A 23,922-nucleotide genomic window follows, 5' to 3' on the forward strand; every position below is an offset into this window, starting at 1 on the left:
GTTCCCGCCGTCGCCTCCTGCCATTTTTGCGCGCCTCGGCCCACCCGGGCCGCCGCGCCCTGCCCACGATGCCGCGCGCCGTCAATGCGAAGCTGCGACCGCCGGCTTCGTCATCCTGCCGAGCACGTGCTCGGTCATCCCGCGCGCGAGTTCGGTCTCGCCCATGAACACGGTGCCGATCCCCTCGTTCGACAGCAGCGACGCCTCGTCGCCGCTGTTCGTGCACAGCACGACCTCGAGCGCCGGATTCAAGGTGCGCGAGATCTCGACGATCTGCCGCACGTCGAACACGTCGGGCAGCGTGACGACCAGCATCCCGGCGCGCGCGATATGCGCCTGCACGAGCACGATCGGCTCGATCGCGTCGCCCGACACGGCCGCGACACCGTCCTCACGCAGTTTCTCGACGAGCTCGCGATTCTGCTCGACGACGACATACGCGATGCCGCGCTCGTCCAGCGCGTGCGCGATTCGGGTACCGACCTTGCCGTAGCCGACGATCACGACCTGCCCGGTCAGGTGCGTCTGCGGCGTCGACATCGGCAGCGCGGCGAGCGGATCGTCGCGCGCCTCGAGCTTGCGCGCGAACGCCGAATGCTTGCGGATCCACGCGAGCGCCGGATCGATCATCGCGAACAGCAGCGTGTTCATCGCGATCGAGATCAGCGCGACGGCCAGAATCAGGCTCTGCCCCTCGGCCGACAGCAGCCCGAGCGCGCGGCCGAGCCCGGCGAGGATGAACGAGAATTCACCGATCTGCGCGAGACCCGCACCGACCGTCAGCGCGGTATTCAGCGGATAGCGGAACGCGATCACGAGCGCGACCGCCGCGAGCGTCTTGCCGATCACCACGATCGCCGCGACCTCGATCACGTGCAGCGGCTCCGCGAGCAGGATCTTCGGGTCGAACAGCATCCCGACCGAAATGAAGAACAGCACCGAGAACGCATCGCGCAGCGGCAGCGTCTCGTCGGCCGCGCGCCGGCTGAATTCCGACTCGCGCATCATCATCCCGGCGAAGAACGCGCCGAGCGCGAACGACACGTCGAACAGCTTCGCCGCGCCGAATGCGATGCCGACCGCGGCCGCGATCATGCACAGCGTGAACAGCTCGCGCGAGCCGGTGCGCGCGACGAGCCACAGAATGCGCGGAAACACGCGCTTGCCGACCACCAGCATCAGCGCGATGAACGCCGCGACCTTCAGCATCGTGACACCGAGCGTGCCCCACACGCTGCCGCCGGCCGCCTGCGCGTCGCCGGGCGGCGTGCCGCCGAGCAGCCCCGCGACGGGTGGCAGCAGCACCAGCACGAGCACCATCACGAGATCCTCGACGACGAGCCAGCCCACCGCGATGCGCCCGTTGACCGTCTCGACCAGCCCGCGCCCTTCGAGCGCACGCAGCAGCACCACCGTGCTCGCGACCGATAGCGCGAGCCCGAACACGAGCGCTGCGCCGACGCTCCAGCCCCAGGTGAGCGCGAGCCCGCCGCCGAGCAGCGTGGCCACCGTAATCTGGACGATCGCGCCGGGCAGCGCGATCTTGCGCACCGCGAGCAGATCGCCGAGCGAGAAATGCAGGCCGACGCCGAACATCAGCAGCATCACGCCGACTTCGGCGAGCTGCTGCGCGAGCGACAGGTCGCCGACGAAGCCGGGCGTGCCGGGGCCGATCACGATCCCGGCAAGCAGATAGCCGACGAGCGGCGGCATTTTCAACAGCGACGCGAAATAACCGAAGACCATCGCGAGACCGAAACCGGCCGCGAGCAACGCAATCAGGCTGACGTCATGAGGCATCCCCCCTCCCGAAGTTCTTGTAACTATTTAGTAAGGTTCAAGAACGAAAGGATAAGGGATGAGGCGGAAAAATGGCGCGCCGCCGCGAAAATTTCACGCATCGGCGCGCCCTTGCGGGGTGCAACCCCCGGCGAAACAAAAGGCGCCGCGCGGAAACGGCGGCGCCTTGAAGCACATCCGACAGGCGGGGCCGGCGCCCCGCCGCCCCGTCAGCGCGACGCTTGCGGGAACCGCGCGCCCGGCGGCGGTTCGGGCCGGGTCGACGGCACGCTCTTGCGCACCTTCGCGACCTGCGCGGCCGTCACGGCAGCCCCCGTGTTGCCCCAGCTCGTGCGCACGAAGTTGGACACGTCCGCGACTTCCTGGTCCGACAGGCGCCAGCCGAACGGCGGCATCGTGAACGTCGACGGCGCGGTGCGCGTGCCCTGCAGTGCGCTGCCTTCCAGCACGACGTGGATCAGCGAGGTCGGATCGTCGCCCTGCACGACCGGGTTGCCGGCGAGCGCCGGGAACACGCGCGTGTAGCCGTGGCCGTCGCTGCGGTGGCACGCCATGCAGTTGTCGCGATAGACGGCCGCGCCCGGCTTGCTCGCGTCGCCGGTCTGCAGCGCCTTCGCGGCGGCCGCGTCGTACACGTGCGGCTGCTCGCCCTGCACGCGCGGCGGCAGCGTCTTCAGGTAGCGCGCGATCGCGTTCAGGTCGTCGTCGGTCATGTGCTGCATGCTGTGGCCGACCACGTCCGTCATCCCGCCGAACGCGGCCGTGCGCAACGTGCGGCCCGTCTTCAGGAACTGCACGATCTCGGTTTCCGTCCACGTGCCGAGGCCCGTGCGCGGCTCGCCGCGCAGGCTCGTCGGCACCCAGCCGTCGATCGCCGCGCCGCCGGCCAGGAAGTCCGGGCCGTCCGCGTCGGTCAGCCCGCGCTCCTGCATGGTCGGCGCGCGCGGCGTATGGCACGCGCCGCAGTGGCCGAGACCCTGCACGAGATACGCACCGCGCGCGACCACCGGATCGGTGTATGGCGCCGCGTCGAACGGCTTCGGGGTCGGCGCGAACATCTTGCGCCAGATGCCGAGCGGCCAGCGCATCGACAACGGCCACACGATGTCGACCGCGCGGTTCTCGTGCTCGACGGGCGCGACGCCGTGCATGAAGTACGCGTACAGCGCCTTCATGTCGTCGTCGGTCAGGCGCGCGTAGGACGGGAACGGCATGGCCGGATACATCGTGTCGCCGTTCTTGCGCACGCCTTCGCGCACGGCGCGCGTGAAGTCCTCGACGGTCCAGCCGCCCAGGCCCGTTTTCGGGTCCGGCGTGATGTTCGTCGAGTAGATCCCGCCGATCGGCGTGTCGAATTTCAGCCCGCCCGCGAACGGCTTGCCGCCGCTCGCGGTGTGGCACGCGATACAGTCGCCTGCCCGCGCGAGATATTCGCCGCGCTTGATCAGGGCCGCGTCGGCGGATTGGGCCGCGGGTGCGGCCGCCGGGCCGGAAGCCGCCGCGGGAGTTGCCGGCTGCGCGAACGCCGTCGAGCCGGCGAAGCCGAACGCGGCCCAGGCCGCACCGGCTGCCAGCGCGCGCGACATCCGGCGCGTGACGTTGTGGTTCATCGTCCTCTTCATGCGGTCACCAGCGGGGCGGGATTTTTCAGGTATTGCTCGCGGATCGCACGTGCCGACCAGTAGGCCAGCGCCGCGATGATCCCGGTCGGGTTGTAGCCGATGCCCTGCGGCAGCGCCGATGCGCCCATCACGAACACGTTGTGCACGTCCCAGCACTGCAGGTAGCGGTTCAGCACGCTCGTCTTCGGGTCGGTGCCCATGATCGCGCCGCCGACGAGGTGGGTCGTCTGGTACGCGCGCGAATCGAAGTGCTTGCCGAACTCGCGCGTCGACACGCCGATCGCCTTCGGCCCCATCGCCTCCGCGATCTTCTTCATCTGCCCGGTCACGTACTGCGCCATCTTGATGTCGTTGTCCTTCCAGTCGAACGTCATCCGCAACAGCGGCTGGCCGTACGAATCGCGATAGGTCGGATCGAGGTCGAGATACACGTCGCGGTACGACATGTTGGTGCCGTGCGCGTCCATCGAGATCGTGTGCGCGTAGTTGTCCTTCACCGCCTTCTTCCACGCCGAGCCCCACTGCGGCGTACCCGGCGGCGTCGCGATGCCGCTGATCGGCTTCACGCCGGCCTGGTTCACCCACAGCGGCGAGCCGCCGACGAAGCCGAGCGGGCCGTGGTCGAAGTTGTCCGCGTTGAAATCGTCCACCGCGACGCCGTTGCCGCCTGCGCCGATGAACGGATTCGTGTAGGTGTCCTTGTCGAAGAACGCCTTGATCGTCGACAGGTTCTGGTACGCGAAATTGCGGCCCACGACGCCTTCGCCCGAGATCGGGTCGTACGGCTTGCCGATGCCCGACAGCAGCAGCAGGTGCACGTTGTGGTACTGGAACGCGGCCACGATCACGAGATCGGCCGGCTGGTGCACTTCACGCCCGGCCGGATCGACGTAGGTCACGCCCGTCGCGCGCTTCTTCGTATCGTCGAGGTCGACGCGCAGCACGTGGCACTTCGAGCGCAGCTCGAAGTTCGGCGCCTGCTTCAGCGCGGGCAGGATGTTCAGGTTCGGCGACGCCTTCGAGTACATGTAGCACGCGTAGCCGCTGCAATAGCCGCAGAAGTTGCACGGGCCCATCTGCACGCCGTACGGGTTCGTGTACGGCCCCGACGTGTTCGCCGACGGCAGCCGGTACGGATGCAGGCCGAGCGACTTGGCGGCATCGGAGAAGCGCTGCGCCGAATAGGTATTGAGCTGCGCGGGCAGCGGGAAGTTGTCGCTACGGTTCGCTTCGAACACGTTGCCGTCGCCGACCACCTTGCCACCTACCTTGTACGCCTGCCCCGACGTGCCGAACACCTTCTCGGCGAAGTCGAAATGCGGCTCGAGCTCCTCGTAGGTCACGCCCGTGTCCTGGATCGTCATCCCTTCGGGAATGAACTTCTTGCCGTAGCGCTCTTCATAGTGGCTGCGCAGGCGCAACTCTTCCGGCGTGATCCGGAAATGCACGCCCGACCAGTGCAGCCCCGCGCCGCCCACGCCTTCGCCCGGCAGGAACGCGGCGAGCTGCCGGTACGGCAGCGCGGTGTCCTGCAGGCCGTGGCGGATCGACACGGTCGTCTTCGACAGGTCGAGGAACAGCTTCTTGCGGATGTTGTAGGTCAGCTCGTCGATCGTGTTCGGATACGCGCCGTCCGGATAGGTGTCGCGATACTCGCCACGCTCGAGCGCAACCACGTTCAGGCCCGCTTCGGTCAGTTCCTTCGCGAGAATCGCGCCGGTCCAGCCGAAGCCGACGATCACCGCATCGACATGCGGTTTTTTCTCTGCGGCCATCAGCTGCGCTCCCCGTTGATCGAGACGGGGCCGTACGGATACGACTTGCCGTTCTGGTTGACGAAATCCATGAAGTCCGCGCGCGCGCCCGGAAAGCCGATCATCTTCCACGCGGCCATGTCGTGATTGCCGCCATGCACCGGATCGCAGAAGTAACCTTCGCGCGTGTTCTGCAGCAACTGGCCGAAGAACACGCCGGGCGGCACGTCGTCGATCTGCGCGCCGCCCTTCTCCAGCGCGCCGAGCACGGTGTCGCGCGTCGGCGCGTCGAGATCCGCGAACGCCTTGCCGTGAGTCTTCTCGCAATAGCGGTTGACCGCCGCGATACCGAGCCGGTAGATGTCGCGCGGCACCAGCTTCAGCTGGTAGCCCAGCTCGGGCACGCCTTGCTGGAACGGACCCTGCATGTACCAGGTGGCGCCGTGCGCATACGGCGTCTCCATCTGGCGGTCGATGAATTCGGGCACGCCCGATTCGAGCGCACCGGGGCCTTCAGCGTCGGCCGGAATCAGCCGGTCGACGGCGGCCTGGACGAACGCCCATTCCTTCGCATCGAAGAAGGTCGGCTTGTATGGCGCGCGTTCGGCACTGGCCGATGCACCGGGCGCGTTGCCGGTCGTCGCGGAAGGCGACGACGAACGCAGGTCGCAGCCGGCGACCGACGCGATCGGCACGAGCGCGACCGACGTGCGCAGGAAACGGCGGCGCGAGTTGGGTTTGTCAGGTGGCGTGGACATGGTCGGATGTTGATCGTTGGGGATCGGGACCCGGACGCGCGCACTCCGCATGCGGCATGTCCGGCATGGCAGCCATGCCGCATGCGGCTGGCCGTCCTGTTCTTTCGTCTGTTGCGAACAACCTCGCTGCTGGCGCCGCCCATGTCATGCACGGCAGCGCCTTCAAGCAGCCGCGCATCGCGCCAATTCAGGATGCGCTGCACGGATCGGCTTCTTCGTGAGCCTTATCGTCTGACAAATACCGGCATTTGCCGGCATCTGCCCCTCATCGCTCATGACCCTCATTCAACTTAGACGCCGCGTTTGCCGACAGCAAGCGCAACGTGCACGACCCTCTTTCGGGCCCGGCGACAAGTGCCGCGAATTATAGATGGAACCGGTTCCATTGAGTGTCGTATCAGTGCAATTCAATGCATCGAAAATCGCAACAATTGAAAAATCGGGGAGTCGGAATCGGCAAGGATCGCGTGAACGCCGACTGATGAGGGGCGTCAGGTAGACGATTGTTGTGTGGCGAGCGGCGCCAAAGGTTGTCTCTTTCCAGCTACGCGGGGTACCGGGCGTGCCCTTTTGCGGGGTGCTCTGGTAGCCTCCGCGTCTGATGAAACCACACCAGAACAATGAACTGCCGGCGACCGACGCGACCGGCATCAGCCGATATCTCAGCTACCTGCTGCGCCACGCACCGCAGTCGATCGGGCTGCAACTCAACCCGGAAGGCTGGGCCGATATCGACGCACTGCTTACCGGCGCTGCCCGCCGTGGGCTCCACCTCGATCGTGCAACGCTCGAAACCGTCTGCGCGACCAACGACAAGCAGCGCTTCGCCCTTTCCGACGACGGCCGTCGCATCCGTGCGGTCCAAGGCCATTCGACGCCCGCCGTGCAGCGCCGCTATCCCACCGCGCAGCCGCCCGAGCGCCTGTATCACGGCACGGCGACGCGCTTCCTGGATTCGATTCGGGTGCAAGGGCTGAAACCCGGCGCCCGTCATCACGTGCATCTGTCGCCGGACATCCGGACGGCGCTGGCCGTCGGCACACGCTACGGCGTGCCCGTGATACTCGAAGTCGATGCGCTGCGCATGCATCGGCAAGACCACACGTTCTTCGTCGCGGAAAACGGCGTATGGCTGACCGACACCGTGCCGGCGGAATGCCTTAAAGAGATCGACGGGCCCGCGCGCTGAGACGCGCGCTCACCACGGCCAGAACATCGACGCGATGGACAGCGCCAGCGCCGCGCAAAGCGGCGAGTAATACAGCGTGTCCATGCGTGCGAAACGCGACCCGCGAATCCGCTTGAAGAAGCCGACGTAACGGAAATCGCCGACGGCCCGCACCGCGAAGATCAGTGCGAACGCAACGACCGCGAACGAGATCGTACCGGGATACGCGTTCGGCCCCAGCCAGCCGGCACGCGCGGCAACCACGCACGCGCCGCCCAGTAACGCCACCGCGACCGCGAGCGTGCCGATGGCGGTCGGCCGCAACAGCGGCTCGCCGTCCTGCTCCGGAATGGCCGCCCCCTTGCCGCGCCGCCCGCCCAACGCCCAGTAGACGTGAACGAGCGCGATTGCGCAAAGCGTCGGCACGCTGAAGTACGCTCCGGTCATGTCAGTCGATGTCCTCGTGTCGTTGTCTCGCTATCTCGATGGGTCGCCGGCAACGTTCCGGCGCGCGGCCCCGATCCGCGACACATGCGACGATACCGAAACCCGGCAGCTCGTGCATAGCGACCTCCGGTCGCAACCCGCCACCCGCGACAGCGCATGTTGCGATGCAGTGCGCGCGCCGCTGCACGCGGTCCGGCCGCTTGACTTCCCTCCGCGCACTACTACCCTGATATTCCAGTACTGCGGTCGATACGCCTCTGCGCGATCGGCCGCACGTGCATCGTTCGCCGCGTTGCACACCTGCACGAAAACGATAACGAAGGCCATGGAGGCGACTCATGCTGATCGGTGTGCCGAAAGAGATCAAGAACCACGAATATCGCGTGGGCCTCACGCCGGCCGGCGCGCGCGAACTGACGCGGCACGGCCATCGCGTATTGGTGCAGCGCGGCGCGGGCACGGCGATCGGCCTGCTCGACCGCGACTATACGGCCGCGGGCGCATCGCTCTGCGACGGCGCCGACGAAGTCTTCGCGCGCGCCGACATGATCATCAAGGTCAAGGAGCCGCAGCCGGCGGAATGCGCGATGCTGCGACGCGGCCAGATCCTCTACACGTACCTGCATCTCGCGCCCGATCCCGACCAGGCGGCCGCACTCGTGAAGTCCGGCGCCGTCTGCATCGCGTACGAAACCGTGACGGGCCCGGGTGGCGGCCTGCCGCTGCTCGCACCGATGAGCGAGGTGGCCGGGCGCATGTCGATCCAGGTCGCGGCGACGCATCTCGAAAGCCCGCGCGGCGGGCGTGGCCTGCTGATGGCCGGGGTGCCCGGCGTGCCGGCCGCGCATGTCGTCGTGCTCGGCGCGGGCGTGGTGGGCACCGGCGCCCTGCAGATGGCGGTCGGCCTCGGCGCACGCGTCACCGTGCTCGATACCAACGTGAACCGGCTGCGCCAGCTCGACCTCGTCTTCGCCAACCGGATCGCGACCGTCTGCTCGAATACACACACGATCGACGAAGCCGTGCGCGATGCCGACGTCGTGATCGGCGCCGTGCTCGTGCCGGGCGCATCGGCGCCGCGGCTCGTCACGCGCGACATGATCGCGACGATGCGCACGGGAGCGGTCGTCGTCGACGTCGCGATCGACCAGGGCGGATGCTTCGAGACCTCGCATGCGACGACGCACGCGGACCCGACCTTCGTCGTCGACGGCGTCGTGCACTACTGCGTCGCGAACATGCCCGGCGCAGTCGCGCGCACGTCGACCTTCGCGCTGAACAACGCGACGCTCACCCATGCGCTCGCGCTCGCCGACAAGGGCTGGAAGCAGGCGATGGTCGACGATCCGCATCTGCGCGCGGGCCTGAACGTGTGCGACGGACACATCACGTACGAAGCCGTAGCACTGGCGCTCGGCCTGCCCTATGTGCCGGCGGCCGGCGTACTGGCATGACGCGACCGCAATCATGACCGGCCGGCCGCTGACGGCACGCGCCGGCGGCTGCGTTCACGCGCCCTTCGCGCCGCCGCTGCGCTTCGACGCGCCGCCCGCTCCCATCGTGCGTGCCAGCAGCGGCCTCAATTGCGCGAGCGTGCGCGTGTTGAGCACGTCGGGCCGCGTGAGCCAGCCCCGTCGCGCCTGATCGACGCCGTACGCAAGATGGTCGAGTTCGTCCGGGCTGCACGCATCCGAGCCAATCGCCACGGGCACGCCGGCCTTCGCGGCCTCGCGGCACCAGACGTCCGGCAGGTCGAGCCGCCGCGGCTGCGCATCGAGTTCGACGAAGCAACCGCGCGCCGCGGCGTGCGCGATCACGCGCGGCACGTCGAGTTCGCAAGCATCACGCTCGCCGAGCACGCGGCCCGTCGGGTGCGCGAGAATCGAGAAATACGGATGGTCCATCGCGCGCAGCATGCGCGCGGTCTGTGCGTCGCGCGACAGCTCGAAGCCGTCGCGTACCGCGCCGACCACGAGATCGAGCCGGCCGAGCATCGCATCGGGCACATCGAGGCTGCCATCCTCGCGAATGCCGGCCTCAACGCCCTTGAGCAGCACGAGATCGTCGAACGACGCGTTGAGACGATCGATCTCGTCGAGCTGCCGGGCAAGCCAGTCGAAGTCGCTGCGGCTGCCGCCGGCCTGCGGCGCCCGGTCGGTGATGGCCAGGTACGCGAACCCGCGTGCGCGGGCCGCATCGGCCATCGCACGCAGGCTGTCGCGGCCGGCCGACGCGTCGGTATGCGCGTGCAGGTCGCCGCGCACGTGCTTGCGCTCGACCAGTGCCGGCAGCGTGCCCGCGCGCGCGGCGTCGATCTCGCCGCGATCCTCGCGCAACTCGGGCGGCACGTCGTGCAACCCGATCGCCGCATAGACCGACGCCTCGGTCGCGCCGGCAATCCGTTCTTCGCCGCGAAACACGCCGTATTCGTTGATCTTCAGCCCGCCGGCCTGCGCGATCCTGCGCAACGCGATGTTGTGCGCCTTCGATCCGGTGAAGTAGACGAGCGCCGCGCCGAACGCATCGGCATCGACGACGCGCAGGTCGACCTGCAACCCGCCGGCGAGCACGACGCTCGACTTCGTCTTGCCGTGCGCGAGCACGCGCACGACCTCGCCATAGGCGACGAACGCGTCGGCGACGGCCACCGGATCACGTGCGGTGACGAGGATGTCGAGATCGCCGACCGTCTCGCGGCGGCGGCGAAAGCTGCCGGCCGGCACGGCCTTGCCGACGCCCGCGATCGCGCGCAGGCGTTCGAGCAGCGGCTGCAGCGCGTGCGTCGCATCCGGCAGCAGGAAACGTTGAGGTTCGCGTTTCAGCCGGTCGTCGATCGCTTCGAGCAGATGCGCTTCGGTTTTCGCGCCGAAGCCCGGCAACTCGCGCACGTGCCCGCTCTTCGCTTCCGCGCGAAGCTGCTCGAGCGAATCGACGTGCAGTGCGTCATGGAGCGCCTTCACGCGCTTCGCGCCGAGCCCCGGCACGTCGAGCAGCTCGACGATCGCGCCCGGCAGCGCGTGACGCAGCGTTTGCTGCAGTTCGCAGGTGCCGGTCGCGGCGATCTCGCGCAGCTTCGACGCGAGATCGGGCCCGATCGACGGAATCTTCCCGAGATCGTCGCCGTTCGCGATCATCGTCGGGATATCGCGCCCGTAGTCGGCAATCGTCCGTGCTGCGTTGCGATAGGCACGCACCCGGAACGGATTGGCGCCCTGGATTTCGAGCATGTCGGCGATCTCGGCGAACACGGTCGCACACTCGGCATTGTGGATCGGCATGATCGGCGTGGCTCCCTTCCACGTGGATGGCGCCGCGCATACGCGACGGCGTCTGCCCGCCCGGCGCCGCATGCTGACGCCGCCGGGCGCCCGTTCATCATCGTACGCCGGCCGCGCCGCGTGCGCGGCGCCGTGATGGCGACGATGTCGGCGTCAGAGGGAGGCGCGCGGCGTGGTGGCGTAGTGCCGCTCGTAGATCGACTGGCAATGCGTGCAGCGTTCGGCGGCCGGGCGCGCCAGCAGGCGCTCGTAGCCGACCGAGCCGTCGCAGTCGATGCACTCGCCGTAGCTGCCGTCACGTATCCGCTGCTGGGCGCGGCCGATCGCGCGCAGCTCAGTCAGTTTCATGCCGATCAACGCATGATCGACGTCGACGAACAGATCCGCATTGGCCTCGTCGCCCTCGTCCGGCGCCGCGCCGGCGAGGTCTGCGTAGGATTCCGACGCACGCTGGTCTTCGCTGGCGCGGATCTCCGCACGCAACGTCTGCTCGCTCTCGTTCAGCCGCTGTTTCAGCGTCTGCCGTTGTTGTGGGTCGAGCGCCATGGCCGTCTCTCCTGTTCCGGGTTCCGCGCGGCGCATGGCGGCGCGCGGTGTCGCACCGGTGCACGGCGAGCCGGCGTCACCGCCTGCCACCGTGTCCGAATGTGCACCCGGCGACACGAAGCGCCGGACGCATTCGACGCAGGATAAACCCATTGAACACGCGTGTGTTGACCGGAATCAGCGTGCCGGTCAGGCAGCGGCAGCCGTGCGGAAACTGGGGCCGGACGCGTAATCCGGACCTGCGGTGCACGCTCGGACGCTCGCCGGCACGACCGCAGCGCAGCAAATTCCGGCACGACCACAACACTTCGGCCGCGCGCACGAACCGGCATGACTCTGTCGGGACGATCGCTCGCGCGGCGCCTCCTCAATCATTCGTGATCCTCAGAATGCATTGCGTCCGATGAAGCCGCGCACGATCGTCAGCAGGATGATCTTCATGTCGAACCAGAAGCTCCAGTGCTGCATGTAGAACAGATCGAACTTCACACGTGCCTCCATCGCCTCGACTTTGCGCGTTTCACCGCGATAGCCGTTCACCTGGGCCCATCCGGTGATGCCGGGCCGCACGCGGTAGCGATACATGTAGCAGTCGATCAATTGTCGATAGAGGTCGTCGTGTTCGATCGCGTGCGGGCGCGGGCCGACCACCGACATCTGCCCGAACAGCACGTTGAAGAACTGCGGCAGTTCATCGAGCGACGTACGTCGCAGGAACGCGCCGACGCGCGTGATGCGCGAATCGTTGCGCGACGCCTGCTGCAGCACGCCCGGCTGGGCGCGATGCACGCGCATCGTCCGGAACTTGAGAATGTCGAACTCCCGGCCGTCGACACCCTTGCGGCGCTGCCTGAACAACACGGGCCCCGGCGACGACAGCTTGACCGCGATCGCCAGCAGCGACAGCAGCGGCAGCAACGGAATCAGCACGCCGAATGCGAACAGCCGGTCGAACGCGAACTTCGCCCACAGCTCCGGCGCCGAACGCGGCGTGGTCGCGAGGTTGATGGCCGGCATGCCGAGCACGTCGGTCGCCGAGCGATCGACCACCGCCATCTGCCGCACGTCGGGCAACAGCCGCAGTTCCACGAACTCGTCGCGCAACTCTCGGACGATGCGCTGGATCCGCCACTCGTGCGACATCGGCAGCGTGAGCCAGACCTCGTCGATGTCGCCGCCGCGAATCAGGTCGCGCAACGCGTTCCAGTCGTCGATCACCGGCACGCCACCGATGCCGCCGGAGGCAGCCTGGGCATCGTCGTCGAATACGCACGCCGCCACGAAAGGCCCCTGCGGCGCCAGCTGCATCCGCTCGACCGCGACACGCCCGTACGCCGTTGCGCCGACCACCGCGACGCGGCGCTGCCGCGCGCGCGGGTCGTCACGCGTCAGCGCAAGCGCCAGCAGCGCGGCGCGGCCGAGCAGCAACGCAACGTCGCCGGCCAGCACCGTGCGCACGATCCAGGGTGTCGTGATCGTGCCGCCGCGATTCATGATCCACATCGCGGCGGTCACCGTCAGCACGCTCGCGCAGACGAGCGCCACCATCGTCTGCGTCAGTGCATGCGTGCCGCCTTGCGGCGCCATGCCGCCACGCACCGTGCGCAGATAGCGCGGCAGCAAGGCCACGGTCAGCACGCACAGCAGCGCAATCGCGCCGCGCTGCGCGTCGGACAGCTCGCGCCACGCAAGGCCCGATGCCGCCTGCGCGGCAAGCGCGCCTGTCAGCACGAGCACGGCGTCGGTAACTGCGATCACAGAACGCCGCAGCGAATTCGTCCCACCGGACTTCGATAGCATCGTCACGCACCATGTGCCGGGAACCCGCGATGCGCGTCCGGCATGCGGGGCCGAACCGGTGTCGGTGTCGGCCTCGCCGTCCCGCGCGTGCCGAGCAGCCTGCGATAGTCCGCGCGAATCAGGTTGTAGCATTCGCACGCGTGATGTTCGAGGCCGTCGCGGTCGAGCACCGTGATGCGGCCGCGGCGCTGCCGGATCAGCCCGGCTTCCTGCAGGTTGCCTGCCGCTTCCGTCACGCCTTCGCGCCGCACGCCGAGCATGTTCGCGATCGTCTGCTGCGTGACGGCCAGTTCGTCGCCGTCGATGCGGTCATGTGCAAGCAGCAGCCAGCGGCTGAGCTGCTCGCTGACCGAATGATGCCGGTTGCACAGCGCGCTGCGCGAGATCTGTGCCATCGCCGCCTGGCAGTAGTTGAGCAGCAGCCGGTAGGTTTCCGGCGAGCGCTCGAATTCGGCACGCACCACGCAGCTCGGCACGCGATAGGCCATCCCGCCGATGCGGACCTCGACCCGTTGCGACGCCGCGGCGCCACCGACCATCGTCGCCAGCCCGACCACGCCTTCGCGGCCGACCTGTGCCACCTCGACCATCGCACCGTCCTCCATCAAATGCTGCACCGACATCATCGACGTCGTCGGGAAATGCACGTGGCGCATCGGCTCGCCGACCCGGTCGAGCATCCCGGCCTTGATCCTGACCAGTTCGAGATGCGGTGCGATGGTGCGGATGCTGTCCTCGGGGAGGGCATCGAGGATGGCATTCGCCGAGTAGCTCGAGTGAAGATGAAGCATGTCTGTATCCCTTTTATCGTCCGCACCGCCTGCAGCCGCGTGCACGGAATTCGTTATCGCGATGCGCGCCCGGACGTTGACTGGAGTTGCGGCCACAACCCTGATTCCAACCGACCATCGGCTTCTCGCCGCCGGATCGAGTCGACCGTCCCGTTTCAACGCGCCAGCCCGAATAAGCGATTTACGTGCCAAACCATGCCCGTCCTTAATATATGAATCACGCCGGAATTAGATCGACCGAATTACCGGCAAAAAGACAAAAAAAGCGTCTCATTTCCGGACACTCTTCCCGGCGGCGGACACTGCGCGCCATTTGACTGATCAATTCCCTCGCGTTGACCCAAGGCCGGTGCGACCGGGCTACCTGGCTTGCCGCTCATATACTTACAGTCGATTTTCAATTGTTTCCGTGATGTACCGGACACCGCTCCGCTGCGGCACCACGCCTCACACGGTCGTTTGAAACTGTCTCAAATCTGAATCGACGCACTAATTTTCCGCTTTGTACGCCACCGCACACTCCGTCGTCAAACCATTGATTTCCATGAGTAATATTGCTGGAACCATTTATTTGTCAAAGAGTGTTCAATGCCCGACAACCAGTTTCGTTACACGACGCACATCGCCGAAGAATTGATTCCCGGTTGACATCGAATGAATGACAGGCGCCCCATTCCATTTCCGGATGATTAATTCCACCGTAATGATTCACTAAAACCGGATAACGTCTGCAGCCGGTCTAAATCGTCAAACTTTGTGAAATGACGCAATATGCAATTGATCGATTTCAATGGCGTGCTAGCCTTTTTGCCAGTATCGTCACTCCATTTTTGACGAACACAAGTCCGCACGATCGTGCGAATTCCCCATTCCCGGGATATCGCCGCGACGACGCGTGACCGCCACCCTACGAGGATGCGCCGTGACTCACCAGGCCCCTGACGCCGTCGCATACGCGAACGGCATGATCGAGCTTTCCCACAGCTTCGACGCGAACCGCTTTCTCGCGGCCATCGACCGCGACGAACTCGCGACGCTGGCCCCGCACCTTCAACTCGTCCACCTGAAATCGGGGCAAGTGCTCTGCGAGCCCGGCGAAATGCTCACCGCGGTCTACCTGCCCGTCACGACCGCGATTTCGCTGCAGTACGTGTCGTCCGGCGGCATGACGCTGGAAGTCGCGGAGATCGGCAGCGAGAGCGTGGTGTGCGACGACGTGATCGGCGGCAGCGGCCGGATGCCCTGTCGCGCCGTGGCCTGCCGCGACGGTTTCGTCTACCGGCTCGACCGGCGCATGTTCGCCGCGGCGTTCGACGCCTCGCCGGTGATCCGTCATCTCGTGTTCATCTGCGTGCGGCTGCTGATGGCGCAGGTCTCGCAGATCACGTTCTGCAGCCGTCATCACGTGCTCAAACATCAGTTATGCAGATGGTTCCTGCTCGCGTACGACCGGACCCGCAGCATCGAGATCCAGGTGACGCACAGCATGCTCGCGCAGATGCTCGGCGTGCGGCGCGAAACGGTTACCGATGCCGCGGGCGAAATCCAGAAGCTGGGCCTGATCCGGCAGTACCGGAGCTCGATCGAGCTCGCCGATCTCGCCGGCCTCGAAAAAATGTCGTGCGGCTGCCGCGCGATCGTGCGCGACGAGATGAAGCGCATCCTGTCGGCCGATTCGGGCGTGCCGGCCGCGTCGCGCGCCTGATCGGCATGCCGCATCGGGCGTCGCTGTCGCGCCGCCTGCCTGCCGGGTCAGCCGTTTGTAGGGTGGCGAACAGAACGCCGTGTCTGCCAATGGTCTACTGATGCCGGACTGCCGGGGGGACGTCAGCGCGTGTCGCGCGTCTGCCCGAGCGGACGACACCACGCACGCCGGAGCAGCACGTGAAAAAAGAAATCAGAACCATCCTGAAACACGTCGCCCATCTCGAAGCCGCGATCGATTCGATCGGCGACGGGGACGACCTCTACGAAGCGGGCCTTTCGTCACTCGACACGATCCAGCTGATGCTCGCGATCGAGAAGCAATTCAACATCGAGATTCCCGACGAGATGCTGAACCGCAACCTGTTCCGCAGCATTGACGCGCTCGCGGACACGATCACCACGCTGCAACGCACCGAGCATTCGGCATGAGCGCGCTGCTTCCCGAACTCGCGAGCGACAGCGACACGCGTCGGCTCGACGAGGCCGCGCATGCCGTCGCGCAGATCGCCGCGCAGCACGCGGACGCGGTCGACCGCGACGCGCGCTGCCCCGTCGAGGCGATCGAGGCGATGCGCGCGCGCCGCCTGCTCGGCGCGATGGTGCCGACCCATCTCGGCGGCGCGGGTGCGTCGCTGGAAGACATCGCGTCGGCCTGCTCGATTCTCGGCCAGGCCTGCGCCTCGTCGGCGATGGTGTTCGCGATGCACCAGATCCAGGTCGCCTGCATCGTCGATCATGCCGCCGACCAGGGCTGGCACAAGCTGTTCCTGCAGCAGCTCGTGCGCCACCAGTGGCTGCTCGCATCGGCCACGTCGGAAGACGGCGTCGGCGGCAACCTGCGCGCGAGCCAATGCGCGCTCGAAGCCAGCGGTGGCGAGTTCCGGCTGCGCAAATCGGCGCCGACGATCTCGTATGGCGACTACGCGGACGGCATCCTCGCGACCGCACGACGCGATGCGGACGCGCCGGCTTCCGAGCAGGTGCTCGTCACGCTGCTGCGCGACGGCTACACGCTCACGCGCCGCGGCGAATGGGACACGCTCGGGATGCGCGGCACCTGCAGCAACGGCTTCGAGCTCGATGCGCAAGGCGCCGCCGTCCAGTGCCTGCCGGTGCCGTTCGCGACGATCGCCGAGGAAACGATGGTGCCTGTGTCGCACATCCTGTGGGCCGCGGTCTGGATCGGCGTGGCCGGCGACGCGTTCCACCGCGCGCACCAGTTCTTCCGCGCGCAGGCCCGCCAGACCGACGGCGCACCGTCGCCCGCGTCGCGGCGCATCGCCGAATCGCTCGCGCTGATGCAGGCGATGCAGGCCCGCGTCGACACCGTGCTGCGCCTTCATGCGAATCCGGCGTCGCGCTCGTGGTCGGCCGGCATGGCCCGGGCCGCCGAGATCAACACGCTGAAGACCTACGTGTCGACGACCGCGCTGGAAGTCGCGCACCAGGCCATGATGATCTGCGGGATGGCCGGCTACAAGCAGGGCACGCCGTTCAGCATCGGCCGCCACATTCGCGACCTGCATGCGGCGCCGCTGATGATCAGCAACGACCGCATTGCCGTCAACACCTCGAACCTGCTGCTCGCGCTGCGTCCTGCGACGCTGGAGAAACATACGTGAACGATCGCCTTGCCGTGCCCTCCGCCGCCTCCGCTCCCGCCGATGCACCGATCGACCGCGCGGGCGTCAACCCGCTGCGCGACGCACTGATCGACGCGGGCCTGCTGGTCTCGACCGGCATCCAGGGCCTGTTCGGCCGCAGCGAACGGTTCGAGCGCGTCGTCGAAGCGCTCGACGCGTTCGTCACGCGCCTCGGCGCCGACCAGCAGGCCGAAGTGCTGCGCTTCCCGCCGGCGATGAGCCGCACCGAGTTCGAGCGCAGCGAATACATGAAGAGCTTTCCGCAACTCGCGGGCAGCGTGCACGCGTTCTGCGGCGACGAACACCAGCACCAGCGCGTACTGCAGTGCCTCGATCGCGGCGACGACTGGACGGAAAGCCAGAAGCCGACCTACGTCGTGATGACGCCCGCCGCGTGCTACCCGGTCTACCCCGTCGTCGCCCGCGCGGGTGCGCTGCCGGCGGACGGCCGGATCGTCGACGTTTTCTCGTACTGCTTCCGTCACGAGCCGTCGCTCGACCCGACCCGCATGCAGTTGTTCCGGATGCGCGAGTACGTGCGGATCGGCACGCCCGAGCAGATCGTGTCGTTCCGCGAGACCTGGATCGAACGCGGCACGCGGATGATCGACGCGCTGCGCCTGCCCAACGCGATCGACCTCGCGAACGATCCGTTCTTCGGGCGCGGCGGCAAGATCGTCGCGAACAGCCAGCGCGAGCAGAACCTGAAGTTCGAGCTGCTGATCCCGATCGAGCACGACGATCGCCAGACCGCGTGCCTGAGCTTCAACTACCACATGGATCATTTCGGGCTGCTGTGGGATATCCGCACCGCGACGGGCGACGTCGCGCACACGGGCTGCGTCGGCTTCGGCCTCGAACGGCTCACGCTCGCGCTGTTCCGCCATCACGGCTTCGACATCGAGGCGTGGCCGCGCGAAGTCCGCGACGTGCTGTGGGGCACGCCATGAGATTCGTGTCCCGCGACGGCGAACACGCGTCGTTCGAGGATGTGCGCCACCGCGCGCGCCACTACCGGCCGCATCCGCTGCATAGCCAGGAGATGGTCTGGAAGCAGACCAACTGCTACGTCGACATGTGGCTCGAGGTGCTCCGGTGGTGGGGCTTCAATCCATACGCGGCGCTGCCGTTTACGATCGCGCTCGATTTCGAGGGCGACCAGTTCACGTTCTTCAAGTTTCCGCACGACGAACTGGAGCGGCTGTACGGCATCGTCGTGCAGGAGCACTCGATCTACGAACCGCTCGACCAGCACATCGAGACGCAGGTTGCGCGCGGCCATCTGATGATCGTCGAGGTCGACGCATGGTTCCTGCCCGATACGCGCGGCAGCAGCTACCGCACGCAGCATACGAAGACGACGATCGGCATCGATGCGATCGACCGCGCGAAGCGCCAGATCGGCTACTTCCACAACAGCGGCTATTACGTGGCCGAGGATTTCGACTACAACGGGCTCGTCGGCGGCAGCTCGCCGATGACGCTGCCGCCTTACGTGGAATGCGCGAAGCGGCGGTTTTCGCCGCTCGACGAACGTGAGCTGTGCGAAACGTCGCTCGCCGCGCTGCAGCGCCACCTGCGGCGCCTGCCGGTCGTCAACCCGATCGCCGCGTTCCGGCGGCAGTTGCAGACCGATGCGCGAACGCTCGCCGATTCGCCGCTCGAGCATTTCCACGCGTACTCGTTCAACTCGGTGCGCCAGCTCGGCGCGAATTTCGAGCTGTTCGGCCATTACGCGCGCTGGCTGCAGGCCAGCGGTTGCGTCGGGCCGTTCGCCGAGATCCGCGCCGCGTGCGACCGCATCGCATCCGAAGCGATGGTGCTCGAATTCCGGCTCGCACGCGCGTGCGCGCGCGGCAAGGAGGAGCGCGGCGACTCGACGCTCGAGGCGATCGAGGCCGCCTACGCGGACGTCGTCGCGTGCGCGCGGCAGATCTGCGCGCCGTTGCGGCACGTGACGCCCGTACGCAGCGAGTCCAGCGACATCGCGGCGCCCGTGCCGGCCATGCGGTGACGCGCGCGCGCGCCCTGCCCGCGTGGTCGATGCTGGCGACGGCCGCAGGCGCCGTGCGAGAACCGCGCGACCTCCCGGTCGACGGCGGCGACTGGATCACAGCGCCGGTGCCCGGCACGGTCGCGCAGGCGCTCGCGGTGGCCGGCCGGCTCGACGAAGCTGCATCGCTCGACGAGCGCGACCACTGGTACCGCGTCGAGCTGCGCGGGCGCGGGCCGCGCATCCTGCGCTTTCACGGCCTCGCGACGCTCGCGCAAGCGTGGCTCGACGACACGCCGATCCTCCGCTCCGACAGCATGTTCGTCACGCATGACGTGCCCGTGTCGCTCAACGGCACCCACCGGCTGACCCTCTGTTTCCGCGCACTCGCGCCGCACCTGCGCGACGCACGCGCACCGCGCCGTGCGCGCTGGCGCACGCGGCTCGCCGAGCCGGCCGGGCTGCGCACGATCCGCACGTCGCTGTTCGGGCACATGCCGGGCTGGTTTCCGCCGTATGTGCCCACCGGCCCGTGGCGGCCCGTCGACGTGCTCGATCCGGCCGACGGGCCGGTTCTGGCCGACTGCAAGCTGCAGGCGCGCGTCGAAGGCGACACGGGCTGGCTCGATGCGGAACTGACGTTCGCCGCGCCGCTGCCCGATACGTTCGCAGCGCGGCTGTCGTGCGGCGAACATCATGCGACGCTCGAACGTGACGGCGCCGACCGGCTGCGTACGCACGTCGCGATACCGAACGTACGTCGCTGGTGGCCGCATACGCACGGCGAACCGGCGCTCTACGACGTTGTGCTGCATATCGGCGATGCGCGCCGGCCGCTCGGCTCGACCGGTTTCCGCACGATCGAGATCGATTCCGGCGCCGACGGCAAGGGTTTCGGACTGCGCATCAACGGCGTGCCCGTGTTCGCGCGCGGCGCATGCTGGAGCAGCGCCGCGCCGCTCGCGCTACACACGGACGACGCGACCTACGGCCGCCTGCTCGGGCTCGCACGCGACGCCGGCTTCAACATGATCCGCGTCGGCGGCACGATGACCTACGAGGCCGACGCGTTCCACGCGGGGTGTGACCGGCTCGGGCTGCTGGTCTGGCAGGACTTCAGTTTCGCGAACTTCGATTACGCGCTCGACGATCCGGCGTTCGCGGCCAACGTCGATCGCGAAGCGACCCAGTTCCTGTCGCGTCACGGCGCTTCGCCGTCGCTGGCGGTGCTGTGCGGCGGCAGCGAGATCGCGCAACAGGCCGCGATGTCGGGGCTCGGGCCGAAGCAGCGCTTCCTCGAACTGACGGCCGACCGGCTGGCCGGCCACGCGGCCGCGCTCCGTCCCGATGTCCCGTACGTGCCCGATTCGCCCGACGGCGGCGTACTGCCGTTCACGCCGCGCGAACGCGTGTCGCACTACTACGGCGTCGGTGCGTACCTGCGTCCGCTCGACGACGCGCGACGCGCGGACGTGCGCTTTGCGAGCGAATGCCTCGCGTTCGCGAACGTGCCGTGCGACGCGACACTCGCCGGACTCGGCTGGCCCGGCGTGCACGAGCCGCGGTGGAAAGCGGCCGTGCCGCGCGACCCCGGCACGTCGTGGGATTTCGAGGACATTCGCGACCACTATTTGCAGACGCTGTACGACGTCGTGCCCGACCGGCTGCGGCGCGAGGATCCGGCGCGCTACTTCGAGCTGTCGCGCGCGGTGATCGCTGACCTGATGCGCGAAACGTTTTCCGAATGGCGGCGCACCGGCTCGCGCTGCGCCGGCGCGCTCGTCTGGCAGTTCCAGGACGTGATGCCGGGCGCCGGATGGGGCGTGATCGACGCCGCACACCGGCCGAAATCGGCATGGTATGCGCTGCGTCAGGTGCTGCAGCCGATCCAGGTGCTCCTCGTCGACGAAGGGCTGAACGGGCTCGACGTGCACGTCGTCAACGAGCGCCCGGCGCCGCTGGCGGCGTCAATCGAGCTGGTCGCGCTGCGCGACGGCCGTACGCCGGTCGCGCGGGCCGGCTGCCCGGTGCGGATCGCCGCGCACGACACGGTGCGGCTCGGCTCGGCCGAGTTGCTCGGCCGCTTCTTCGACTGGACCTATGCATACCGTTTTGGCCCGTGCGAACACGATACGGTCGTCGCGACCCTGCGTGCCGACGACGGCGCGCTGCTGTCGCAGGCGTTCCATTTTGTGTCGCGCACGCATCCGGCCGTGCTGGCACGTCGCGAACTCGGGATCGAGGCATGCGTGTCGCGCACCGGCGAGACCTGGCACGTCGACGTCGACACGCGACACGTCGCGCGCCATGTGCAGATCGACGCGCCGGGTTTCATGCCAGGCGACGACTGGTTCCATCTCGCGCCCGGCACGCCGGCGCGCATCGCGCTCGTTCCATTGCGCATCGACGGGAAGCCTGTGGCGGGCGGCGACAATGTCCCGCCCGCGGTGGAAATCCGCGCCGTGAACGCCGCGCGCGCGGTGCGAGCCACGCAGGCCGGCTGACACGACGCTCGCGGCCGCCGCGAGCGTCGTGCCGCCCTGGATCAATCGGACGAGCCCGTCCCGCGCGGCCGCTCGATACCGTACGCCTCCATCCAGCGATACAGTGTCGCGCGCGACACGCCGAGTTCGCGCGCCGAAGCGGCAACGCGCCCGCGCGTTCGCAGCAACGCGGTTTCGATCGCCTCGCGCTCGATCGACTTGCGGATGTCGGCCACCGACGGCGACGCCGCATCGAGACAGTATTCGAGCTCGAGGTCACGCGCGGTGATCAAGCGCCCCTCCGTCATCACGACCGCACGGCGCACGCGGTTGATCAGTTCGCGGACATTGCCCGGCCAGTCGTGCTTGTAGAGCGCGGTAATCGCATCCGTCGAGAACCCGCGCACGCGATGGCGCGCATCGCCGCGGAAGCGTTCGAGCATGTGGTGCGCGAGCAGTTCGATGTCCTTGCCGCGCGCGCGCAACGGCGGCTGGTCGATGCGCATCACGCACAGACGGTGGAACAGGTCGGCGCGAAAGCGTCCTTCTTCCATCGCATCGCGCAGGTCGACGTGCGTCGCCGACACGATCCTGACATCCACCGGCACCGGCTCGCTGCCGCCAAGACGGTGAATCGAGCGTTCCTGCAGAAACCGCAGCAGGCTCGCCTGGCTCTCGTGCGGCAGGTCGCCGATCTCGTCGAGCAGCAGCGTGCCGCCGTTCGCGGCTTCGACGTAGCCGATCTTGCGCGCGTTCGCGCCGGTAAACGCACCGCGCTCATAGCCGAACAGTTCCGATTGCAGCAGATGCGGCGGAATCGCACCGCAGTTGACCGCGACGAACGGGCCGTTGCGCCGCGCTGAATGGCGATGGATCGCGACGGCCGTGAGTTCCTTGCCGGTTCCCGTTTCGCCGAACACGAACACCGGCGCGTCGGTGCGGGCGAAACGACGCACCGTATCGAACAGCCGCAGCATCGCGCTGCAGGTGCCGACGATGCCCTTTTCCTCCGATTCGAGCTGTTCGCGATCGCGCGCGAACAGGCATTCCATGCCGTAGGCATGGCCGACCGTATCGGCGATCCGCTGATGCGACGCCGGCAACGTCACGTAGTCGAAGCAGTAGTCGCGCAACAGCGCGCGCACGTTCGGCGAGGTGGTCTGACCGACATCCACGAGCGCCACCCAGACGACATCGCGCATCGACGCGCAGGTCGACGCGATGCTGCCGATCGCATCGGCATGGCCGCCGCTCAGGTCGAGAATGCCGCAGGTAATTTCGCCGGACGTGTCGCGCAACTCGCTCGCATGCGCGACGACCGACACCTTCCAGTCGCGGCGCGACAATTCCTTTCGCAGCATCACGGACGGCGATTGCGTCCAGTAAATCAGCGGACGCTGCCCGTTACTGCTCCCCACGCCGGCGCTCTTATCGCGCGTTATTGGCATATTCATAACAAACCATCATTTTCTGCACTCCGCGAACCGTTCGCGTGCGCGGCGGCAGGCGGCGCATGGCCGCCTTTCCGCGCTGCGTTTCCGCAGCCTTGGCGAAGATCGAAACTGCACACGGCGAGAACCCCCGGAGATCGAGCCGGATATCATCCCGTCTCGTTGTCATCGAACTCGAACGGAACACGCGGCTACGGGAGCCACGACATTCCGGCTTTGAAGCAACCCGCCGCCAGGCGGGGCACGTCGGCAAACAAAAAGCCGTCCGCATGGGCATCGCGTCGTACACGACAATCGCGCCGATGCTGAACCGGAGGGCCGCCAAACCGCGCCCGGATTGACTACCCCATTTCATTCGCACCTGAATTTACACCCCGTTTCGGGCCGGTTTTGTTAGCAAAAGATAAACCTGAATCAAGCCGTTACGGCGCCGGCCGTTCCGCACCGCCCCCTTTTTGAACACTGAGATTTGATTATCTATGACCTTTCCCGTCAATCAGTGGCAAATACTACTTTTCCGCAAGATTGATACCGTCGATTACCCGCAATTTCCATCGAAATCTCGTCAAAGTGGCGGCACCGTTTCCCTCGCACCACATAATCGCGCGCGCCCCCGGATAACCCCATCCCATTGCGCCGGCGCGAGGGCCGCCCCGCCGTTACACGTCGTAATCACGCCGT

Annotated in this window: 20 protein-coding genes; 10 read left to right on the forward strand and 10 right to left on the reverse strand. The window is 67.3% G+C overall.

Annotation, left to right across the window (positions count from 1 at the left end):
* Positions 1 to 81: 81 nt before the first annotated feature.
* The 4 genes from CFB43_RS25710 to CFB43_RS25725 form a co-directional block, all read right to left on the reverse strand.
* Positions 82 to 1,800 carry a cation:proton antiporter domain-containing protein gene (locus tag CFB43_RS25710; RefSeq protein ID WP_089497106.1) on the reverse strand — a complete coding sequence of 573 codons (1,719 nt, stop codon included), beginning with the start codon at positions 1,798 to 1,800 and terminating at the stop codon, positions 82 to 84.
* 209 nt (positions 1,801 to 2,009) lie between these two features.
* On the reverse strand, positions 2,010 to 3,422 hold the full coding sequence (locus tag CFB43_RS25715; RefSeq protein WP_089497107.1) for a c-type cytochrome: 1,413 nt from the start codon (positions 3,420 to 3,422) through the stop codon (positions 2,010 to 2,012).
* Entirely contained in the window at positions 3,419 to 5,197 is a 1,779-nt protein-coding gene (locus CFB43_RS25720) for a GMC family oxidoreductase (RefSeq protein WP_089497108.1), read from the reverse strand. Before CFB43_RS25720 ends, CFB43_RS25715 begins: the two co-directional genes overlap by 4 nt.
* Positions 5,197 to 5,934 (reverse strand): gluconate 2-dehydrogenase subunit 3 family protein, encoded by a 738-nt coding sequence (locus CFB43_RS25725; protein WP_089427651.1) that lies wholly within the window; start codon positions 5,932 to 5,934, stop codon positions 5,197 to 5,199. The genes CFB43_RS25720 and CFB43_RS25725 overlap by 1 nt, the downstream gene beginning before the upstream one ends.
* A 56-nt stretch (positions 5,935 to 5,990) precedes the next feature.
* Between CFB43_RS25725 and CFB43_RS38510 the strand changes: the two genes are divergently transcribed.
* The gene (locus CFB43_RS38510) at positions 5,991 to 6,155 is read left to right on the forward strand and encodes a hypothetical protein (protein ID WP_179254902.1); all 165 of its coding nucleotides are present in this window, start codon (positions 5,991 to 5,993) and stop codon (positions 6,153 to 6,155) included.
* A 380-nt stretch (positions 6,156 to 6,535) separates the two neighbouring features.
* Positions 6,536 to 7,123 (forward strand): RNA 2'-phosphotransferase, encoded by a 588-nt coding sequence (locus CFB43_RS25735; protein ID WP_089497109.1) that lies wholly within the window; start codon positions 6,536 to 6,538, stop codon positions 7,121 to 7,123.
* 9 nt (positions 7,124 to 7,132) lie between these two features.
* Here the strand turns inward: CFB43_RS25735 and CFB43_RS25740 are convergent, their stop codons facing one another.
* Positions 7,133 to 7,549 (reverse strand): DUF3995 domain-containing protein, encoded by a 417-nt coding sequence (locus tag CFB43_RS25740; protein ID WP_089432585.1) that lies wholly within the window; start codon positions 7,547 to 7,549, stop codon positions 7,133 to 7,135.
* Between the two features lie 338 nt (positions 7,550 to 7,887).
* Between CFB43_RS25740 and ald the strand changes: the two genes are divergently transcribed.
* On the forward strand, positions 7,888 to 9,003 hold the full coding sequence (gene ald / locus CFB43_RS25745) for an alanine dehydrogenase (RefSeq protein ID WP_089497110.1): 1,116 nt from the start codon (positions 7,888 to 7,890) through the stop codon (positions 9,001 to 9,003).
* Positions 9,004 to 9,057: 54 nt separating this feature from the next.
* On the opposite strand, the gene polX is transcribed toward ald, so the two are convergent.
* From polX to CFB43_RS25765, 4 genes are all read right to left on the reverse strand, one after another.
* The gene (gene polX / locus CFB43_RS25750; RefSeq protein WP_089497111.1) at positions 9,058 to 10,827 is read right to left on the reverse strand and encodes a DNA polymerase/3'-5' exonuclease PolX; all 1,770 of its coding nucleotides are present in this window, start codon (positions 10,825 to 10,827) and stop codon (positions 9,058 to 9,060) included.
* Between the two features lie 153 nt (positions 10,828 to 10,980).
* Positions 10,981 to 11,373, reverse strand: coding sequence for a TraR/DksA family transcriptional regulator (locus CFB43_RS25755; RefSeq protein WP_089497112.1), 393 nt, complete (start codon positions 11,371 to 11,373; stop codon positions 10,981 to 10,983).
* 384 nt (positions 11,374 to 11,757) lie between these two features.
* Positions 11,758 to 13,173 carry an undecaprenyl-phosphate glucose phosphotransferase gene (locus CFB43_RS25760; RefSeq protein ID WP_089497113.1) on the reverse strand — a complete coding sequence of 472 codons (1,416 nt, stop codon included), beginning with the start codon at positions 13,171 to 13,173 and terminating at the stop codon, positions 11,758 to 11,760.
* 2 nt (positions 13,174 to 13,175) lie between these two features.
* The gene (locus tag CFB43_RS25765; protein ID WP_089497114.1) at positions 13,176 to 13,964 is read right to left on the reverse strand and encodes a Crp/Fnr family transcriptional regulator; all 789 of its coding nucleotides are present in this window, start codon (positions 13,962 to 13,964) and stop codon (positions 13,176 to 13,178) included.
* 922 nt (positions 13,965 to 14,886) lie between these two features.
* Between CFB43_RS25765 and CFB43_RS25770 the strand changes: the two genes are divergently transcribed.
* The 6 genes from CFB43_RS25770 (at position 14,887) to CFB43_RS25795 (ending at position 21,811) form a co-directional block, all read left to right on the forward strand.
* Positions 14,887 to 15,669: a Crp/Fnr family transcriptional regulator gene (locus tag CFB43_RS25770; RefSeq protein ID WP_179254903.1), complete on the forward strand. Its 783-nt coding sequence runs from the start codon at positions 14,887 to 14,889 to the stop codon at positions 15,667 to 15,669.
* Between the two features lie 179 nt (positions 15,670 to 15,848).
* The gene (locus CFB43_RS25775) at positions 15,849 to 16,100 is read left to right on the forward strand and encodes an acyl carrier protein (protein WP_089497115.1); all 252 of its coding nucleotides are present in this window, start codon (positions 15,849 to 15,851) and stop codon (positions 16,098 to 16,100) included.
* Positions 16,097 to 17,293 (forward strand): acyl-CoA dehydrogenase family protein, encoded by a 1,197-nt coding sequence (locus CFB43_RS25780; protein WP_089497116.1) that lies wholly within the window; start codon positions 16,097 to 16,099, stop codon positions 17,291 to 17,293. Before CFB43_RS25775 ends, CFB43_RS25780 begins: the two co-directional genes overlap by 4 nt.
* Positions 17,290 to 18,264 (forward strand): amino acid--[acyl-carrier-protein] ligase, encoded by a 975-nt coding sequence (locus CFB43_RS25785; RefSeq protein WP_089497117.1) that lies wholly within the window; start codon positions 17,290 to 17,292, stop codon positions 18,262 to 18,264. Before CFB43_RS25780 ends, CFB43_RS25785 begins: the two co-directional genes overlap by 4 nt.
* A complete protein-coding gene (locus CFB43_RS25790) occupies positions 18,261 to 19,328 on the forward strand; it encodes a DUF1839 family protein (RefSeq protein WP_089498144.1) in 1,068 nt (355 codons plus the stop codon). The genes CFB43_RS25785 and CFB43_RS25790 overlap by 4 nt, the downstream gene beginning before the upstream one ends.
* 29 nt (positions 19,329 to 19,357) lie before the next feature.
* Positions 19,358 to 21,811, forward strand: a complete 2,454-nt coding sequence (locus tag CFB43_RS25795) for a glycoside hydrolase family 2 protein (RefSeq protein ID WP_373452559.1) — start codon at positions 19,358 to 19,360, stop codon at positions 21,809 to 21,811.
* Between the two features lie 41 nt (positions 21,812 to 21,852).
* Here CFB43_RS25795 and CFB43_RS25800 read toward each other — a convergent pair whose 3' ends face one another.
* Complete coding sequence (locus CFB43_RS25800) at positions 21,853 to 23,244, reverse strand: sigma-54 dependent transcriptional regulator (RefSeq protein WP_179243726.1); 1,392 nt, start codon at positions 23,242 to 23,244, stop codon at positions 21,853 to 21,855.
* Positions 23,245 to 23,303: 59 nt separating this feature from the next.
* On the opposite strand from CFB43_RS25800, the gene CFB43_RS38515 reads away from it, so the two are divergent.
* Positions 23,304 to 23,582, forward strand: coding sequence for a hypothetical protein (locus CFB43_RS38515; RefSeq protein WP_179254865.1), 279 nt, complete (start codon positions 23,304 to 23,306; stop codon positions 23,580 to 23,582).
* Positions 23,583 to 23,922: the final 340 nt, after the last annotated feature.

Source organism: Burkholderia sp. AU15512, assembly GCF_002223325.1.
GTDB lineage: Bacteria > Pseudomonadota > Gammaproteobacteria > Burkholderiales > Burkholderiaceae > Burkholderia.

Bases quoted from the DNA above. Each gene is read 5' to 3' on its own strand.
- CFB43_RS25735 (WP_089497109.1), top strand. From the start codon at position 6,536: ATGAAACCACACCAGAACAATGAACTGCCGGCGACCGACGCGACCGGC.
- CFB43_RS38515 (WP_179254865.1), top strand. From the start codon at position 23,304: ATGGCCGCCTTTCCGCGCTGCGTTTCCGCAGCCTTGGCGAAGATCGAA.
- CFB43_RS25715 (WP_089497107.1), bottom strand. From the start codon at position 3,422: ATGAAGAGGACGATGAACCACAACGTCACGCGCCGGATGTCGCGCGCG.
- CFB43_RS25800 (WP_179243726.1), bottom strand. From the start codon at position 23,244: ATGAATATGCCAATAACGCGCGATAAGAGCGCCGGCGTGGGGAGCAGT.
- CFB43_RS25740 (WP_089432585.1), bottom strand. From the start codon at position 7,549: ATGACCGGAGCGTACTTCAGCGTGCCGACGCTTTGCGCAATCGCGCTC.
- CFB43_RS25790 (WP_089498144.1), top strand. From the start codon at position 18,261: ATGAGATTCGTGTCCCGCGACGGCGAACACGCGTCGTTCGAGGATGTG.
- CFB43_RS25710 (WP_089497106.1), bottom strand. From the start codon at position 1,800: ATGCCTCATGACGTCAGCCTGATTGCGTTGCTCGCGGCCGGTTTCGGT.
- CFB43_RS25720 (WP_089497108.1), bottom strand. From the start codon at position 5,197: ATGGCCGCAGAGAAAAAACCGCATGTCGATGCGGTGATCGTCGGCTTC.
- CFB43_RS25760 (WP_089497113.1), bottom strand. From the start codon at position 13,173: ATGCTATCGAAGTCCGGTGGGACGAATTCGCTGCGGCGTTCTGTGATC.
- CFB43_RS25795 (WP_373452559.1), top strand. From the start codon at position 19,358: ATGCTGGCGACGGCCGCAGGCGCCGTGCGAGAACCGCGCGACCTCCCG.
- CFB43_RS25725 (WP_089427651.1), bottom strand. From the start codon at position 5,934: ATGTCCACGCCACCTGACAAACCCAACTCGCGCCGCCGTTTCCTGCGC.
- CFB43_RS25765 (WP_089497114.1), bottom strand. From the start codon at position 13,964: ATGCTTCATCTTCACTCGAGCTACTCGGCGAATGCCATCCTCGATGCC.
- ald (WP_089497110.1), top strand. From the start codon at position 7,888: ATGCTGATCGGTGTGCCGAAAGAGATCAAGAACCACGAATATCGCGTG.
- polX (WP_089497111.1), bottom strand. From the start codon at position 10,827: ATGCCGATCCACAATGCCGAGTGTGCGACCGTGTTCGCCGAGATCGCC.
- CFB43_RS25755 (WP_089497112.1), bottom strand. From the start codon at position 11,373: ATGGCGCTCGACCCACAACAACGGCAGACGCTGAAACAGCGGCTGAAC.
- CFB43_RS25780 (WP_089497116.1), top strand. From the start codon at position 16,097: ATGAGCGCGCTGCTTCCCGAACTCGCGAGCGACAGCGACACGCGTCGG.
- CFB43_RS38510 (WP_179254902.1), top strand. From the start codon at position 5,991: ATGTCCGGCATGGCAGCCATGCCGCATGCGGCTGGCCGTCCTGTTCTT.